The organism is Rhizobium sp. SAFR-030 (assembly GCF_059415005.1).
Genome location: NZ_JBPFDO010000006.1, coordinates 18,130 through 32,109 on the forward strand (window position 1 = coordinate 18,130; position 13,980 = coordinate 32,109).

General features: G+C 62.9%; 11 protein-coding genes. 5 read left to right on the plus strand and 6 right to left on the minus strand.

Annotation, left to right across the window (positions count from 1 at the left end):
* Window positions 1-19: 19 nt before the first annotated feature.
* The 4 genes from mutT to ACR65N_RS18145 all read right to left on the minus strand — a co-directional run bounded on the left by mutT (window position 20) and on the right by ACR65N_RS18145 (window position 3,365).
* Window positions 20-430: an 8-oxo-dGTP diphosphatase MutT gene (gene mutT, locus ACR65N_RS18130; RefSeq protein ID WP_440458148.1), complete on the minus strand. Its 411-nt coding sequence runs from the start codon at window positions 428-430 to the stop codon at window positions 20-22.
* The gene (locus ACR65N_RS18135; protein WP_440458149.1) at window positions 427-1,233 is read right to left on the minus strand and encodes a GNAT family N-acetyltransferase; all 807 of its coding nucleotides are present in this window, start codon (window positions 1,231-1,233) and stop codon (window positions 427-429) included. The genes mutT and ACR65N_RS18135 overlap by 4 nt, the downstream gene beginning before the upstream one ends.
* Window positions 1,214-2,455, minus strand: a complete 1,242-nt coding sequence (argJ, locus tag ACR65N_RS18140; protein WP_440458150.1) for a bifunctional glutamate N-acetyltransferase/amino-acid acetyltransferase ArgJ — start codon at window positions 2,453-2,455, stop codon at window positions 1,214-1,216. Before argJ ends, ACR65N_RS18135 begins: the two co-directional genes overlap by 20 nt.
* A 67-nt stretch (window positions 2,456-2,522) precedes the next feature.
* On the minus strand, window positions 2,523-3,365 hold the full coding sequence (locus ACR65N_RS18145; RefSeq protein ID WP_430307380.1) for a peptidylprolyl isomerase: 843 nt from the start codon (window positions 3,363-3,365) through the stop codon (window positions 2,523-2,525).
* A 267-nt stretch (window positions 3,366-3,632) separates the two neighbouring features.
* Between ACR65N_RS18145 and secA the strand changes: the two genes are divergently transcribed.
* From secA to ACR65N_RS18165, 4 genes are all read left to right on the plus strand, one after another.
* Window positions 3,633-6,338 carry a preprotein translocase subunit SecA gene (secA, locus tag ACR65N_RS18150; RefSeq protein ID WP_440458384.1) on the plus strand — a complete coding sequence of 902 codons (2,706 nt, stop codon included), beginning with the start codon at window positions 3,633-3,635 and terminating at the stop codon, window positions 6,336-6,338.
* 235 nt (window positions 6,339-6,573) lie between these two features.
* A complete protein-coding gene (locus ACR65N_RS18155; protein WP_440458151.1) occupies window positions 6,574-7,917 on the plus strand; it encodes a lipopolysaccharide biosynthesis protein in 1,344 nt (447 codons plus the stop codon).
* Window positions 7,910-9,187, plus strand: a complete 1,278-nt coding sequence (locus ACR65N_RS18160; RefSeq protein ID WP_440458152.1) for a GNAT family N-acetyltransferase — start codon at window positions 7,910-7,912, stop codon at window positions 9,185-9,187. Before ACR65N_RS18155 ends, ACR65N_RS18160 begins: the two co-directional genes overlap by 8 nt.
* Before the next feature lie 105 nt (window positions 9,188-9,292).
* A complete protein-coding gene (locus ACR65N_RS18165; RefSeq protein ID WP_440458153.1) occupies window positions 9,293-9,634 on the plus strand; it encodes a hypothetical protein in 342 nt (113 codons plus the stop codon).
* A gap of 28 nt (window positions 9,635-9,662) precedes the next feature.
* Here the strand turns inward: ACR65N_RS18165 and ACR65N_RS18170 are convergent, their stop codons facing one another.
* Window positions 9,663-10,418 carry an SDR family oxidoreductase gene (locus ACR65N_RS18170; RefSeq protein WP_440458154.1) on the minus strand — a complete coding sequence of 252 codons (756 nt, stop codon included), beginning with the start codon at window positions 10,416-10,418 and terminating at the stop codon, window positions 9,663-9,665.
* A 229-nt stretch (window positions 10,419-10,647) separates the two neighbouring features.
* Here ACR65N_RS18170 and ACR65N_RS18175 point away from each other — a divergent pair, with 229 nt between their 5' ends.
* Entirely contained in the window at window positions 10,648-11,538 is an 891-nt protein-coding gene (locus ACR65N_RS18175) for a helix-turn-helix transcriptional regulator (protein ID WP_440458155.1), read from the plus strand.
* Between the two features lie 44 nt (window positions 11,539-11,582).
* Here the strand turns inward: ACR65N_RS18175 and ACR65N_RS18180 are convergent, their stop codons facing one another.
* Window positions 11,583-13,706, minus strand: a complete 2,124-nt coding sequence (locus tag ACR65N_RS18180; protein WP_440458156.1) for a TonB-dependent siderophore receptor — start codon at window positions 13,704-13,706, stop codon at window positions 11,583-11,585.
* Window positions 13,707-13,980 lie beyond the last annotated feature (274 nt).

A 13,980-nucleotide genomic window follows, 5' to 3' on the forward strand; every position in this document is an offset into this window, starting at 1 on the left:
GGACAACTCTTAAGGCTTTCTAGAGGAGATCCTGCAGGAACGGGATCAGCGGTTCGTCGGCAGGCGGCATCGGATAATCCCGCAGTGCCGACGCCCGCACCCACTTCAACGCCTGCCCCTCACGCCCTGTGGGGATGCCCTCGTAGCGGCGGCAAACGTAGAGCGGCATCAGCAGGTGAAACGTCTCGTAGGTATGGCTGGCAAAAGTCAAAGGCGCGAGGCACGGCACTTTCGTAACGATCCCGAGCTCTTCTTCCAGTTCGCGCACCAGCGTTTCTTCCGGCGTCTCGCCGGCTTCCACCTTGCCGCCGGGAAACTCCCAAAGCCCAGCAAGGCTCTTGCCTTCAGGACGCTGTGCCAGAAGGATGCGCCCGTCCGTATCGATCAGCGCGCAGGCCGCGACCAGCAGGAGCTTGCGCATCTCGCTCACGCTCCGTCTGCCTGCCGCCAGTAGCGGTACTGGTAGGCCTCGCGGAAACCGAAGCGACGATAGAGATGCAGGGCCGGCGCGTTGTCGACGACGACCTGCAGCCAGGCCGTACGCGCTCCGCTGATGCCCGCCCAGCGAAGTGCAGCCGTCAGCATTTCCGTGCCGATACCCTGGCGACGGCGCTGCTGCGCAACGGCGAAGGACAGGATGCCGGCAAGATCGTTATCCTGGACGCAGAGCGTCACGGCCTGCGCAGGCTCGCCCGGATTTTCGGCGATGAACAGGCCGGTCGCAGGCTTGATGGCCGTCAGGATTTCCGCCAGCACCGGCTTCAATGCCGGATCTTCGTCCTCGACCAGCAGCAGGGCGTCGATGAAGCGGCCCATGTCGTGGGTCGGCAGGTGGCCGATCATGTCGGGCAGTTCCAGGCTGGAAAGATCAGCGGTCATCACCGACACCGTCTCGAACGCCTCCCAGCCATCCGCTTCGAGACGGGCGATCAGCGGCGCCGGCGCCAGCGGCGTCTCGCGCACGACCAGTTGCCGGCCGTAATGCTCGAACCGCTTGCGCGCCTTCTCGATCCGCAGGTCCGCGTCTCGGTAGTCGGAGGGATCGAGGGGAACGACGCAGTTCAACCGCTTCGACGGGTGACCGCCCGTCAGGCGGATCTGCCAGCTTCCGTCATAAACCACGGAAGCCGCCGGCCATGCCCGGAAGCCGACTGCTTCCAGCCGCCGAACCAGCGGCAGATTGCCTTCGGGTGAGATTGCCTGCATCGATCTATCAGCTCCGGTAGTCGCCATTGATCGCGACATACTCCTTGGTCAGGTCGCATGTCCACACCGTGGCCGTACCCGAACCCAGTCCAATATCGGCGCGGATGACAATGTCCTCCTTCTGCATGACGGCAGAGGTGGCGGCTTCCGAATAGGCCGGGTCCCGCTCGCCGTTGACGGCGACGCGCACATCGCCGAACCAGATTGCCAGCCGGTCGCGATCGGCCATCTCGCCGGACTTGCCGACGGCCATGACGACGCGGCCCCAGTTGGCGTCTTCGCCCGCGACCGCGGTCTTGACCAGCGGCGAGTTGGCGATCGACAGCGCGATGCGCTTGGCAGCCATGTCGGTCTCGGCACCGGTAACGGTCACCTCGACCATCTTGCGGGCGCCTTCGCCGTCGCGCACGACCTGCAGTGCGAGATCCTTCAAGAGGTCGTTGAGCGCCGAGCGGAAAGAGCCGAGCCGCGGATCGTCAGCGGCTTCGACCCGCTTCTGACCATCCTCGGCAGCCTTGCCGGTGGCAAACAGCATCAGCGTATCGGAGGTGGAGGTGTCGCTGTCGACCGTGACGGAGTTGAAGCTCGGAGCGACGCCCTCGGACAACAGCGCCTGGAGAGCAGGCGCCGCGATATCGGCATCGGTAGCAACGAAGGAGAGCATGGTCGCCATGTCCGGCGCGATCATCCCCGCCCCCTTGGCGATGCCGTTGATGGTCACAGTAATGCCGTCGATCTCGGCGGTGCGGGTGGCGACCTTGGGATAGGTGTCGGTGGTCATGATGGCCTTGGCGGCTTCCAGCCAGAAATCGCCGGTGCCATCCCGGTGCATGTCACCCAGAACCCCTGCAAACTTGCTGGCATCGAGCGGCTCGCCGATGACGCCGGTCGAGGCTAGGAACACCTCGCCCACCGAACATCCGACGGCCTCAGATGCCGAACTTGCCGTCAGCTCCGTCGCCGCCCGTCCTTTCACGCCGGTGAAGGCATTGGCGTTACCCGAGTTGACGACCACCGCCCGCGCCATGCCGCCGGCAAGATTGGCCCGGCAGAAATCGACCGGAGCCGAAGGACACCTGGATTTCGTGAACACGCCGGCCACCGTCGCCGGCTCGTCGAACACCATGAGCAGCACGTCGGTGCGGTTCTTGTACTTGATGCCCGCAGCCGCCGTGGCCATGCGCAGGCCCCGGATGACCGGCATTTCGGGATAGGACTTCGGAGCAAGGGGGGAAACGGTTGCGGACATCTGCCTCAAGACCTGGATAAGAAAAGGCCCGCAGACGCGGGCCGATCTGTTGAAATGCGGAAAAGGATTATTCGCCCTTGGTCAGGTCTTCGTAGCCCTTGCGAAGCGCTTCGTCGGTGATTTCCACCTTCTGCTCCTTCTTCGCCTCGTCGATGATCGAAGAGTACTTCTCCTGCATGACGATCTGGCGAACCTGCGGCTCGACCTGGTCGAATGCCGGCGGCTGCGCGTCGCGCTTGTCTTCCACCTTGATGACGTGGAAGCCGAACTGCGACTTCACCGGGGTCTTGGTGTAGGTGCCCTTTTCAAGCGTGAAGGCGACCTGTTCGAATTCCGGCACCATGCGGCCCTTGGCGAAGTAACCGAGGTCGCCGCCGTCGGACTTGCTGGTGTCTTCCGACTTCTCCTTGGCAAGCTCGATGAAATCCTTGCCGGCGTCGAGCTGCTTGATGATCTCCTTGGCCTCTTCCTCGGTCTTGACCAGGATGTGGCGGGCGTGGACTTCCTCTTCCTTCGGCATGGCTGCGACTTCCTTGTCGTAGCGCGCCTTGACCTCTTCCGGCTTCAGGGCGTCGAACTGGGTGCGCAGGAAGGCATTGTGCAGCTCGCGCTCCTGCAGGAAGGCGATGCGCTTCTTGAAGTCTTCGCTGTTCTGCAGGCCGGCATCTTCAGCCTTCTTGGCGACCAGCTTGATGTCGATGACCTGCGACAGGGCGGCGACCTTCTTCTGATCTTCCGGCAGCTGCTGGTACTGCTGGCTGAGGTTGGCCATGGCGGTATCGAGATCCGACTGATGGATTTCGATATTGCCGACCTTGGCCACCACTGCGTCCTCCTGCGCGAAGGCCGGCACCTGGAAGGAAACCGCTACGGCCAGTGCGGCAGTCGCAAGGAATTTGTGGCGAAACATAGGGAAGTACCTTTCGAATTGAACTGCGGTCTCAGCGCGGCTGAGGCCGGCCGGAACACTCTCAGAAACACCGGATTGTGGCCATTCTGTATCGGCCGGAACCGTTGACATCATTCGACCCCCCTCTTATCTGTCACGCTACTTCGCGTCCAGAAGAGTTTCCGGGCGGTCAAGGCATTTTGTCAGTGTGAAACGCGGCAGAGCGCTTCGATGAGCCGACGACCCCGGTCACGTGATGCCACGATCAGTTCAGAAAGGACCATGTCCATGGTCAGCTTTGGTGGAATAGCCCGCAAGTTATTCGGTTCGTCCAACGAACGCCGCGTACGCTCCTATCGGTCCCGGATCAGCGATATCGCGGCTCTCGAAGACAGCGTGAAGACTTTGACCGACACAGAGCTTGCCGCCAAGACCGTGGAGTTCCGGCAGCAGCTTGCCGACGGCAAGAGCCTGGACGACATTCTGGCACCGGCATTCGCCGTCGTCCGCGAGGCCTCGCGCCGGGTGCTCGGCATGCGTCCCTTCGACGTGCAGCTGACGGGCGGCATGATCCTCCACGACGGCGCGATCGCCGAAATGAAGACGGGCGAAGGCAAGACGCTTGTCGCGACCCTGCCGGTCTACCTGAACGCGCTGGCCGGCAAGGGCGTGCATGTCGTCACCGTCAACGATTACCTCGCCCAGCGCGACGCAGCGACGATGGCCAAGCTCTACGGTTTCCTCGGTCTCACCACCGGCGTCATCGTTCACGGGCTCGACGACGACCAGCGCCGCGCCGCCTATGCCTGCGACATTACCTACGCCACCAACAACGAGCTTGGCTTCGACTACCTGCGCGACAACATGAAATACGACCGCGGCCAGATGGTGCAGCGCGGCCACACTTTCGCGATCGTCGACGAAGTGGACTCGATCCTCGTCGACGAAGCGCGCACGCCGCTGATCATCTCCGGCCCGCTCGACGACCGCTCCGATCTCTACACGACCATCGATGCCTTCATCCCGATGCTGTCGGCTGAAGACTACGAGATCGACGAGAAGCAGCGGTCTGCCAACTTCTCTGAAGGCGGCACCGAAAAGCTCGAAAACCTGCTGCGCGATGCAGGCCTGTTGAAGGGCGAATCGCTCTACGACGTCGAAAACGTCGCGATCGTCCATCACATCAACAACGCGCTGAAGGCCCACAAGCTTTTCAGCCGCGACAAGGACTACATCGTTCGTAACGGCGAGATCGTCATCATCGACGAGTTCACCGGCCGCATGATGCCGGGCCGCCGTTATTCCGAAGGTCAGCACCAGGCTCTCGAAGCCAAGGAAAAGGTGCAGATCCAGCCGGAGAACCAGACGCTCTCCTCGATCACCTTCCAGAACTACTTCCGCATGTACGACAAGCTCGCCGGCATGACCGGCACGGCATCGACGGAAGCCGAGGAATTCGGCAACATCTACGGCCTCGAAGTGGTCGAAGTGCCGACCAACCTGCCGATCCAGCGCATTGACGAGGATGACGAAGTCTACCGGTCGGGCGAGGAGAAGTTCAAGGCCATCATCGAAGAGATCAAGGCCGCCCACGCGCGCAACCAGCCGGTTCTCGTCGGCACCACGTCGATTGAAAAGTCGGAACTCCTGGCGACCATGCTGCGTCAGGCCGGCTTCGAGGCGTTCAGCGTCCTCAACGCCCGCTACCATGAGCAGGAAGCCTATATCGTCAGCCAGGCGGGCGTGCCGGGAGCCGTGACCATCGCCACCAACATGGCCGGGCGCGGTACCGACATCCAGCTGGGCGGCAATATCGAGATGCGCCTCGAACGCGAGCTGGAAGGCATGGAGCCGGGTCCCGAGCGCGATGCGCTGGAAGCCTCGATCCGGGCCGACGTCAAGGAACTGAAAGAAAAGGCGCTTGCTGCCGGAGGCCTCTTCGTCATTGCGACGGAGCGCCACGAGAGCCGTCGTATCGATAACCAGCTGCGCGGCCGTTCCGGCCGTCAGGGGGACCCGGGCCGCTCGAAGTTCTACCTGTCGCTGCAGGACGACCTGATGCGCATCTTCGGCTCCGACCGCATGGAAGGCATGCTGCAGAAGCTGGGGCTCAAGGAAGGCGAAGCGATCGTCCATCCGTGGATCAACAAGGCCCTGGAGCGCGCCCAGAAGAAGGTCGAAGCCCGCAACTTCGATATCCGCAAGAACCTCCTCAAATATGACGACGTTACCAACGACCAGCGCAAGGTGATCTTCGAGCAGCGCATCGAGCTGATGGATGCGACTGACCTCACCGAGACTGTCGAGGACATGCGCCACGAAGTCATCGAGATGCTGGTGACCAAGCACATCCCCGAGCGCGCCTACGCCGAGCAGTGGGATGCCGCCGGCCTGAAGCAGGGCGTTCAGCAGATGCTCAACCTCGACCTGCCGATCGAGGAGTGGGTGCAGGAAGAAGGCATTGCCGAAGACGACATCCGCGAACGCCTGACGACGGCAGCGGACGCCGTAGCCAAGGATCGTGCCGAGCGGTTTGGCCCCGAGGTCATGACCTATGTCGAGCGTTCGGTCCTCCTGCAGACGCTGGACGGCCTGTGGCGCGAGCACATCGTCAACCTCGACCATCTGCGGTCTGTCGTCGGTTTCCGCGGCTACGCCCAGCGTGATCCGCTGCAGGAATACAAGGCTGAAGCTTTCGAGCTCTTCCAGGCGCTGCTCGCCAACCTGCGTGAGGCCGTGACAGCCCAGCTGATGCGGGTTGAACTGGTTCGCGACGCGCCCGAGACGCCCGAACCGCCGCTGATGCAGGCACACCATCTGGATCCGACGACCGGCGAGGACGAGTTCTCCCAGCCGCCGCTTCTGACGGTCGCTGCCGAAGACCGTGACCCGGTCGACCAGAGCACCTGGGGCAAGGTCGGGCGCAACGAGCCCTGCCCGTGCGGATCGGGCAAGAAGTACAAGCACTGCCATGGTGCGTTCGAACAGGTTTGATTGACAGAAGGCCGCCTCCGGGCGGCCTTTCCATTTTGCCGGCCCGTCCGCCTCGCCTGTGGACGAACCGCGAGGCAATCGTTTCTTAACCGCCCGGTCGGCATAGTGACGGCATCTTGTCTTGCGTTTCAGCGAGTAATGCGTGTCCCACACGGCGGTGATCGAAACAGCGGAAAAACTTCTCCCGCTCGGCCTTCGGATTCGGCTCGCGCCGTTGCTGCGGAAGCTCGCCCCCGTGCTGAACGGCACCGATGAAACCGCCAAGGCGCAACGCATGGCGCTGGTCGCCTTCGTCATCCGCGTCGTCAGCGCCGCCATCGCCTTCGTCTCGCAGATCGTTCTCGCACGCCTGATGGGCGAATTCGAATACGGCATCTTCGCCTTCGTCTGGGTGCTGGTGGTCGTGTTCGGCAACCTCTCCTGCCTCGGCTTCCACACGGCCGTCATCCGCTTCCTGCCGCTCCACCGGGCGCGCGGCGAAATCGACACTGTGCGTGGCCTGAACTGGACGGCACGCGTGTTTGCCATGCTTTCGGCCAGCGCGCTTGCGGCGACCGGCTTCGCCTTCATGCAGGTCTTCGACCGTATCGTCCCGGATTACTGGATGGTGCCGGTCTTCCTCGGGCTTTTCGCCCTGCCGATGATCGCCCTCGGCGACGTGCTTGAAGGCACGGCCCGCGCCAATGGCTGGGCTGTCACGGCACTCAGCCCCACCTACATCCTCCGGCCGCTGCTCATCCTGACGCTGATGCTGGTGGCGATCTGGCTTGGCCAGCCGCATACTGCGCGGACCGCCATGGAAGCAGCGCTTGCGGCCACCTACCTGACGACGCTCTATCAGTTCCTGCGGGTAACGCTGCGGCTGCGCCGGATGAACGGCACGGGCGGCCTGAGCTTTCAGCTTCGCACCTGGACCCGTTTTGCCTTTCCGCTGTTTCTCGTCGACGGGATAGGCTTTCTGCTGACCAATGCCGACGTGGTGGTCGTCGGGCTCTACCTGCCGCCGGACCAGGTGGCCGTGTACTTTGCCGCCGCCAAGACCATCGCGCTGGTGCAGTTCGTCTACTTCTCGGTCAAGGCCGCCGCCGCACCGCGCTTCTCCGCCATCATGGCGGACGAGGATCATGCCGCGCTGGAAGGTTTTGCCGCACAGGCGGCCCGCTGGTCCTTCTGGCCGGCACTCGCGGTCGGCGCCGGAGTTCTGGCGCTCGGCGAATTCCTGCTCGGGCTGTTCGGACCCGGGTTCACGCAGGGCTATCCGCTGATGATCGTGCTGTTTTCCGGCATCCTCGCGAAAGCCTCGGTTGGACCGGGGGAGGTTCTGCTGAACATGGCCGGATGGCAGAAGCTGTGCGTCGCTCTATACGCCACGGTTCTCGCAGCCAATATCGGCCTGAATATCGTTCTGATCCCGCGTTTCGGTCTCGTCGGCGCCGCAGCGGCGACAGCGGGCGCCATGATGCTCGAGGCGATCCTCCTGCACATCGCCGTTCGCCGCACGCTGGACATCGTGCTGTTCGCCTTTGCCCGACCTCCCGTCGCAGCTGCTGCGCATGAAAGGCAGGATCTCCATGGCTGAGCTTCCGCCGCTTTCCCGTCCCGCAAAGAAGGCGCTGGCTGTAACGCCGGTTTCGCACCTTCGCCAGCCGCTCATTCCCGAAGCGCCGATCAGCGTCACCGTCGGACGGCCCGGCCGATCGCTGTCGATCTATCCGGCGACGATGGGCTATGAACTGCAGGACGAGCTGGATTTCCTGTCGAACCGGGTGATGGAGCCGAACATCTTCTTTGCCGGCCGGATGCTGGCACCGGCCATGCCGCGGGTGGAAGATCGTCAGGTGCAGCTGGCGCTCATCCGCGACCAGAACGACCGCTCCAGCCGCATGCGGCTGCTGATGCCCTTCTCGCAGGAAAAGCCCGGCTTCTCGATGGGCGCCTCGATCATCCGCGTCTGGGCCAACCCTTTCGGACCGCTCGGAACGCCGCTCGTCGATGCCGAGGGCGCCGCCGAGACGCTCGACAACCTGCTCGAAGCGCTCGCCAGCCGCGAAGCGCGCCTGCCCGAGGTTCTGGTGCTGCCGGAACTGCGCCTCGGCGGCCGCTTTGCCCAGTTGATGCGCGCCGTCGCGGTCGCCCGCAACCTGCCGGTGACAGTGACCGGCACCTACCGCCGGCCGTTCCTCGACAGCCGTCTGGACGGCGACACCTATCTGAAGCAGGCGGTATCCGCCCATCACCTGCGCGAGATGCGCCGCCTGTGGCGGCGCCTCGCGACGCAAGGCAGCCTCACCTACGACGTGGCACGCCAGCCCGGTGACATCCGTCGCCGCACCGAGGAATTCCTGGCGCTGGAGGCCAAGGGCTGGAAGGGGCGCAAGCGCTCGGCGCTGATCAGCGACCGCTACCGGGCAGCCTTTGCCCGCGAGGCCATCGGCAACCTCGCCGAAGTCGATGCAGTGCGCATCCACACGCTCGACTTCGACGGGCGTGCGATTGCGTCCCTGGTGGTGTTCGTCATGGCTGGCGAGGCCTACACGTGGAAGACCGCCTATGACGAGGACCTGGCGCGCTTTTCGCCGGGCAAGCTGCTGATGATGAAGCTGACGGACTGGCATCTCGACGACGCCAACATCGTCCGCTCGGATTCGTGTGCTGTACCCGATCATCCGATCATGAGCCGGTTCTGGATGGAGCGCGAGGAAATGGGGACGCTCGTGATCGGCCTGCGGGAGACGAGCGACCGCGACGTGCGCCAGGTGGCAGCGCAGTTGCACCTCTACCGCAATACCCGCAACATCGCCCGTCTGCTGCGCGAGAAGATCATGGGACTTGCCGGACGAGATACTTGAGCGGGCTCAGAATTTTCGGCGTTAATCCTTAATTCACCATCCCGTTGCGCAAGACCCGCTTTCTGTTATCCCCCTCCTGCCCAATCATGGGTCGGGGATAACATGATGACTAACCTGCTCCTGAAGCTTTCCGCAGCGGCGATCGCGCTTTCAGCAATGACATCGGTGTCGAGCGCCGAAGATCTTGTGTTCACGCTGAAGAACAACACCAAGGGCACGCTCGAACGTTTCTACACGTCGCCTGTCGGCGTCGGCACCTGGGAAGAAGACGTGTTCGGCGCCGACGTTATCGAACCGGGCGAGAGCATGGAAATCACCATCGGCGACGGCCGCTCGGTGTGCAAATACGACATGCGCTTCGAATTCACCGAGGATTCCAACATCGAAGACCTCGAGGACACGCAGGATCTGTGCGCGATGGGCTCCTACACGATCAACATGCACTGACGCCTGACGTCATCTCGGCATGGCCGCCTCACAGCGAGGCGGTTATGCCGCCGTCGACGTAGAGCACGGTGCCGTTGACGAAGGACGCGGCGTCCGACGACAGGAAGATGCAGGCGCCGACCAGTTCTTCCACCCGGCCCCATCGCCCTGCTGGCGTGCGTTTCGCCAGCCACGCAGAAAATTCGGGATCGGCGACGAGCGCGGCGTTGAGCGGCGTGTCAAAATAGCCGGGCGCTATGGCATTGCAGTTGAGGCCATACTTCGCCCAGTCGGTCGCCATGCCCTTGGTGAGGTTGCCGACGGCGCCCTTGGTCGCAGTATAGGGCGCGATGCCGGGACGCGCGAGCGCCGTCTGCACGCTGGCGATATTGACGATCTTGCCGGCGCCGCGCTTGATCATGTGACGGGCGACGGCCTGCCCGACATGGAAGACTGTCGATATGTTGGTCTTCAGGAGCTTCTCGAAGGCATCGGCCGGAAAATCTTCAAGCGGCGCCCGGTGCTGCATGCCGGCATTGTTGACCAGGATATCGATCGCCCCGACCTCCGCCTCGAACCCGTCGATCGCCACCCGAACGGCATCATGGTCCGTCGCATCGAAGGCGAGCGTTCGGGCGCCGCCAAGACTGTCGGAGGCTGCCCGCAGCTTGCCCGCGTCGCGGCCGTTCAGCACGATTTCGGCGCCCGCACCCTTGAGGCCATGCGCCAGCGCAAGGCCAATGCCCTGCGATGATCCTGTCACCAATGCCCGTTTGCCCGTCAGATCGAAAAGTTCAACGCTCATCTTCAGTCTCGAATTCATCAGCTGGAGCCGCCGCAGCGGCAGATTACAAAAGTCATCCTTTTATGCTATTCATTGTCCGGATTGGTTATTCTCGCAACCCTTAGAAGACGCGCGCCGCCGGCACGAGGACGGCCGCCGATCGGGTGGCGACGACGACCGACAGACATCGTCCGCGCCGAAAAGAGACGCAGCAGACGCCAGGCGGGTAGACGAACAGAGAAGTGTGCGCGTGAGCTATCGACATTCCATGGTCTGCCGGACCGAAGGCATCCAGGCACTGGTACCGGCAAAGTGGCGTGGGCTTGAGGGATCCGTCAGCGTCTTCTGGGACGCCGAAGGTCAGGCCGATGCCAAAGGCTATTACCTGTCGCCGGATCCGCGCATCGTCATCTTCTTCAACGACGTTTCCGAGCAGATCCGCATCGCCAACCAGGCGCGCGAGGCCGTGCAGTCCTTCCGGCCGATGCGGCGTGCGATCTATGTGCCGCCGGGCATGCCGATGTGGAGCCGGTTCACGGCGCCGCATCGCTTCTCCCATCTCGACCTGCATCTGCACAAGGATCGGCTTCTCAAACTTCTGACGCCATCCATCGGCCGGTCTGCGGCGATGGCGGCGCTGCAGCAGCCGGTGGAAACCCAGGACGCGGCGCCGGTCGAGACGCTTGCGAGCCTGCTCGTCAACGAACTCTCCAACCCTTCCCGGCACCCGGCATTCGCGGAGAGCCTGGTATCCGGCGTGGTGACCGGGCTCATGGATCTTTCGGAGCGAGCGGAAAAGGGCAGCGGACGGCTGACGCAGGCGCAGATGAACAAGCTTGCTTCCTTTGTCACCGCGCGAGCCGACTGCCGCGCCACGGTAGCCGAGATGGCAGGCGTCGTCGGCTTGTCGGAAAGCTGGTTCGCCAGCGCCTTCAAGCAGACCAACGGCGTGACGCCGCTGCAGTGGCAGTTGGGAAAACGCATCGACCTGGCGCAGAAACTGCTGCTCACCAGCGGTCTGACGGTCGCCGATATCGCCATCCAGCTCGGATTTTCCGACCAGGCCCACCTGACAAAGGCATTCCGCCAGGTGATCGGCGAAACGCCTGCCGCATGGCGACGCATGCAGCAGGTCGCTTAAGAGAGGCATTCTCCGCCCGACGGGGTCGAGCGGAGAAGCGTGTTTTACCAGGTCTGCCGCAGCGTCGCGTAGATGGCGCGGCCGGGGTTGTAGTACACGCCGCCGCTATCAAGGCTCGCAACATGCTTCTCGTCGAAGACGTTGCTGGCGTTCAGCTGGAACGTCGTGTTCTCCTGGATCTTGTAGGTGAAGGACGCGTCGAACACGACGGCGCTTTCCGACGAGATGGTGTTCTGAATGTTGGTGAAGTAGGACCCCATGTAGCGAGCTCCGACGCCGAAGGTCATGTCGCCCCGGACGCCCTCGCCTGCCACCTTATAGGTGCCCCAGACCGACGCCAGATGCTCGGGAACGCGCATGAGACGGTTGCCATCGTTTGCGCCGCCCGGCTCCTTGATCTTGGAATCGATGTAGGTATAGGCCGCGATGATATCGATGTTGTCCGTCACCTCCGCCTTGGCTTCCAGCTCGATGCCGCGATGGCGGACCTCTTCGACGGTTTGCGGCAGATAGGTCACGCTATCGAAGACAGTAATATTGCCCTTCGTCAGATCGTAGACAGACGCGGTGAACAGGGCCGGGAAGGCATCCGGACGGTATTTGACGCCGACTTCGTACTGCTTGCCCGTGGTCGGTTCGGTGCCGATGCCGGGGGGTGCCGCGGATTCGGCATAGCTTGCAAAGGCCGCCAGTTCCTCGGTGATCTTGTAGCTCAGGCCGAAGCGCGTGGTGAATTCGCTGTGATCGTCGGAGCGCGCGGCGCCGGTGAACAGGTTCGTTTCGCTCAGGTCCAGCCAATCGTTGCGCAGGCCGAGGCTTGCAGTCAGCCTGTCGGAGAAGGTCAGATCCTGCTGCAGGTAGATCGCCTTGGTCTTCTGGTCGTTTGACGTCCCGGAGTTCGGCGCCGTCGAGGCGGGTCTACCGGTATAGACCGGGTTCACCCAGTTGATGGATGGAGCGGCCGGATTGTAGAGACCGTAGTTGACGGAGTCGAAATCATTATAGTCGGCGCCGACAAGCGTGCGGCTCTCGACGTTTTCGAAGCTGGTTTCGTATATCAGATTGGCGTCGATGACGAACTGTTCGGTCGACTTGTCGCTGCCGAAGAAATAGCGGTCGGCGATGTTCGAGCCATCGGTGCGCGTTCTCGACAGATACGCGCCGCCGAAAGCGTCATCGGAATTCGTATAGCGGGCGTTGGAGCCGAAGCTCAGGCCATTGCCGAAGTCATGGTCGAACATGACGCTGTAGGTATTGCGGTTGGTCGAGCGGAAATAATAGTCCGGTTCACCGAAGAAGCGGTCCCGGTCGAAGTCCGTGCCGAGCGGCTGGCCGCCGCTGCCTGGGACCCCATCCATGTTGAGATGGTCGAAGACGAAGGAAAGGCTCGTCGCATCCGTGGGGCGCCACGTCAGGCCGCCCATGATGAACTTCTTGTTGTCTTCGGAATAATCATATTCCGCATCCGCGCCCTGGAGCTTGCCCGTCAGGCGATAGGAAAGCGTGTCATCCTCGGTGATGTTGTCGCCGAAATCGAGGCCCGCTTCCTTGTGGTTGTAGGATCCGCCCGTGACATAGGCTTCGCCGAAGCGTTCGCTCTTCGGCAGCTTGGTGACGTAGTTCACCGAGCCGCCGGGTTCTGCCGCTCCGAAGCCCGCGGAGCTGGCGCCCTTCAGCACCTCGATACGCTCGAAGGCATAGGGCTCTTCGCGGGTTCCGCCGAAGGTGCGGCCGATCGCCAGACCGTCGCGGTAGGTGTAGGGCGTGAAGCCACGGATGTCGAAATAGTCGTATCGGTCATCCGAGCCATAATAGTCGGTGACGACGCCGGCGGTGTACTGGACCACCTGCTCGATGCTCTCGGCACCACGCTCCTGGATCTCCTTGGAGGTGATGACGGACACAGAGGCGGGGGCGACGAGAATGTCGGTCGGCAACTTGCCGGTACCCGTCGTCGTCGTCGCGACGATCGAGCGCGCATCGTCATCCTTGCCGGTTCCCGAGATGGTGACGCGTTCGAGAACGGTCGTTCCCTCTGCCGTTACAGGTTCCTGGGCCCAGGACAGGCTGGGTGCCAGAGCGCCCAAGGCCGTGCAGCCGAGAAGGACCGCATGCCGCGCCCGGATGCGCGCCGATCTCGTGTCGTCGCCGATGTGTCTGATGTGCATGTCTGAAACCCGTCACCCTGAAATTGCCCCCGCCGACGGCCGGCACGAGGCGTCCCCAAATCATCGAATCCGCCTTAACTTGAGTGGATGCGTCCAGTATTGTAGGAAACACCGTTTTTGTAGGAAACCCCGGAAGCTTCCGCGAGGAATTCCTGCCCTGCGGCGTTGAGAGTTGACGCGACGGCGTGAACCTGAAACTGGAAGTCAACTTAATCCGAAGGAGACATGCCGATGATGCGATGGCTGTGCGCGCCCGTGCGATTGGCCGCCATCT

What these genes read in the sequence shown, in the direction of transcription:
- ACR65N_RS18135 (WP_440458149.1), bottom strand. Translation starts at nt 1,233, where the DNA reads ATGGCGACTACCGGAGCTGATAGATCGATGCAGGCAATCTCACCCGAA.
- argJ (WP_440458150.1), bottom strand. Translation starts at nt 2,455, where the DNA reads ATGTCCGCAACCGTTTCCCCCCTTGCTCCGAAGTCCTATCCCGAAATG.
- ACR65N_RS18145 (WP_430307380.1), bottom strand. Translation starts at nt 3,365, where the DNA reads ATGTTTCGCCACAAATTCCTTGCGACTGCCGCACTGGCCGTAGCGGTT.
- secA (WP_440458384.1), top strand. Translation starts at nt 3,633, where the DNA reads ATGGTCAGCTTTGGTGGAATAGCCCGCAAGTTATTCGGTTCGTCCAAC.
- ACR65N_RS18160 (WP_440458152.1), top strand. Translation starts at nt 7,910, where the DNA reads ATGGCTGAGCTTCCGCCGCTTTCCCGTCCCGCAAAGAAGGCGCTGGCT.
- ACR65N_RS18165 (WP_440458153.1), top strand. Translation starts at nt 9,293, where the DNA reads ATGACTAACCTGCTCCTGAAGCTTTCCGCAGCGGCGATCGCGCTTTCA.
- ACR65N_RS18170 (WP_440458154.1), bottom strand. Translation starts at nt 10,418, where the DNA reads ATGAGCGTTGAACTTTTCGATCTGACGGGCAAACGGGCATTGGTGACA.
- ACR65N_RS18180 (WP_440458156.1), bottom strand. Translation starts at nt 13,706, where the DNA reads ATGCACATCAGACACATCGGCGACGACACGAGATCGGCGCGCATCCGG.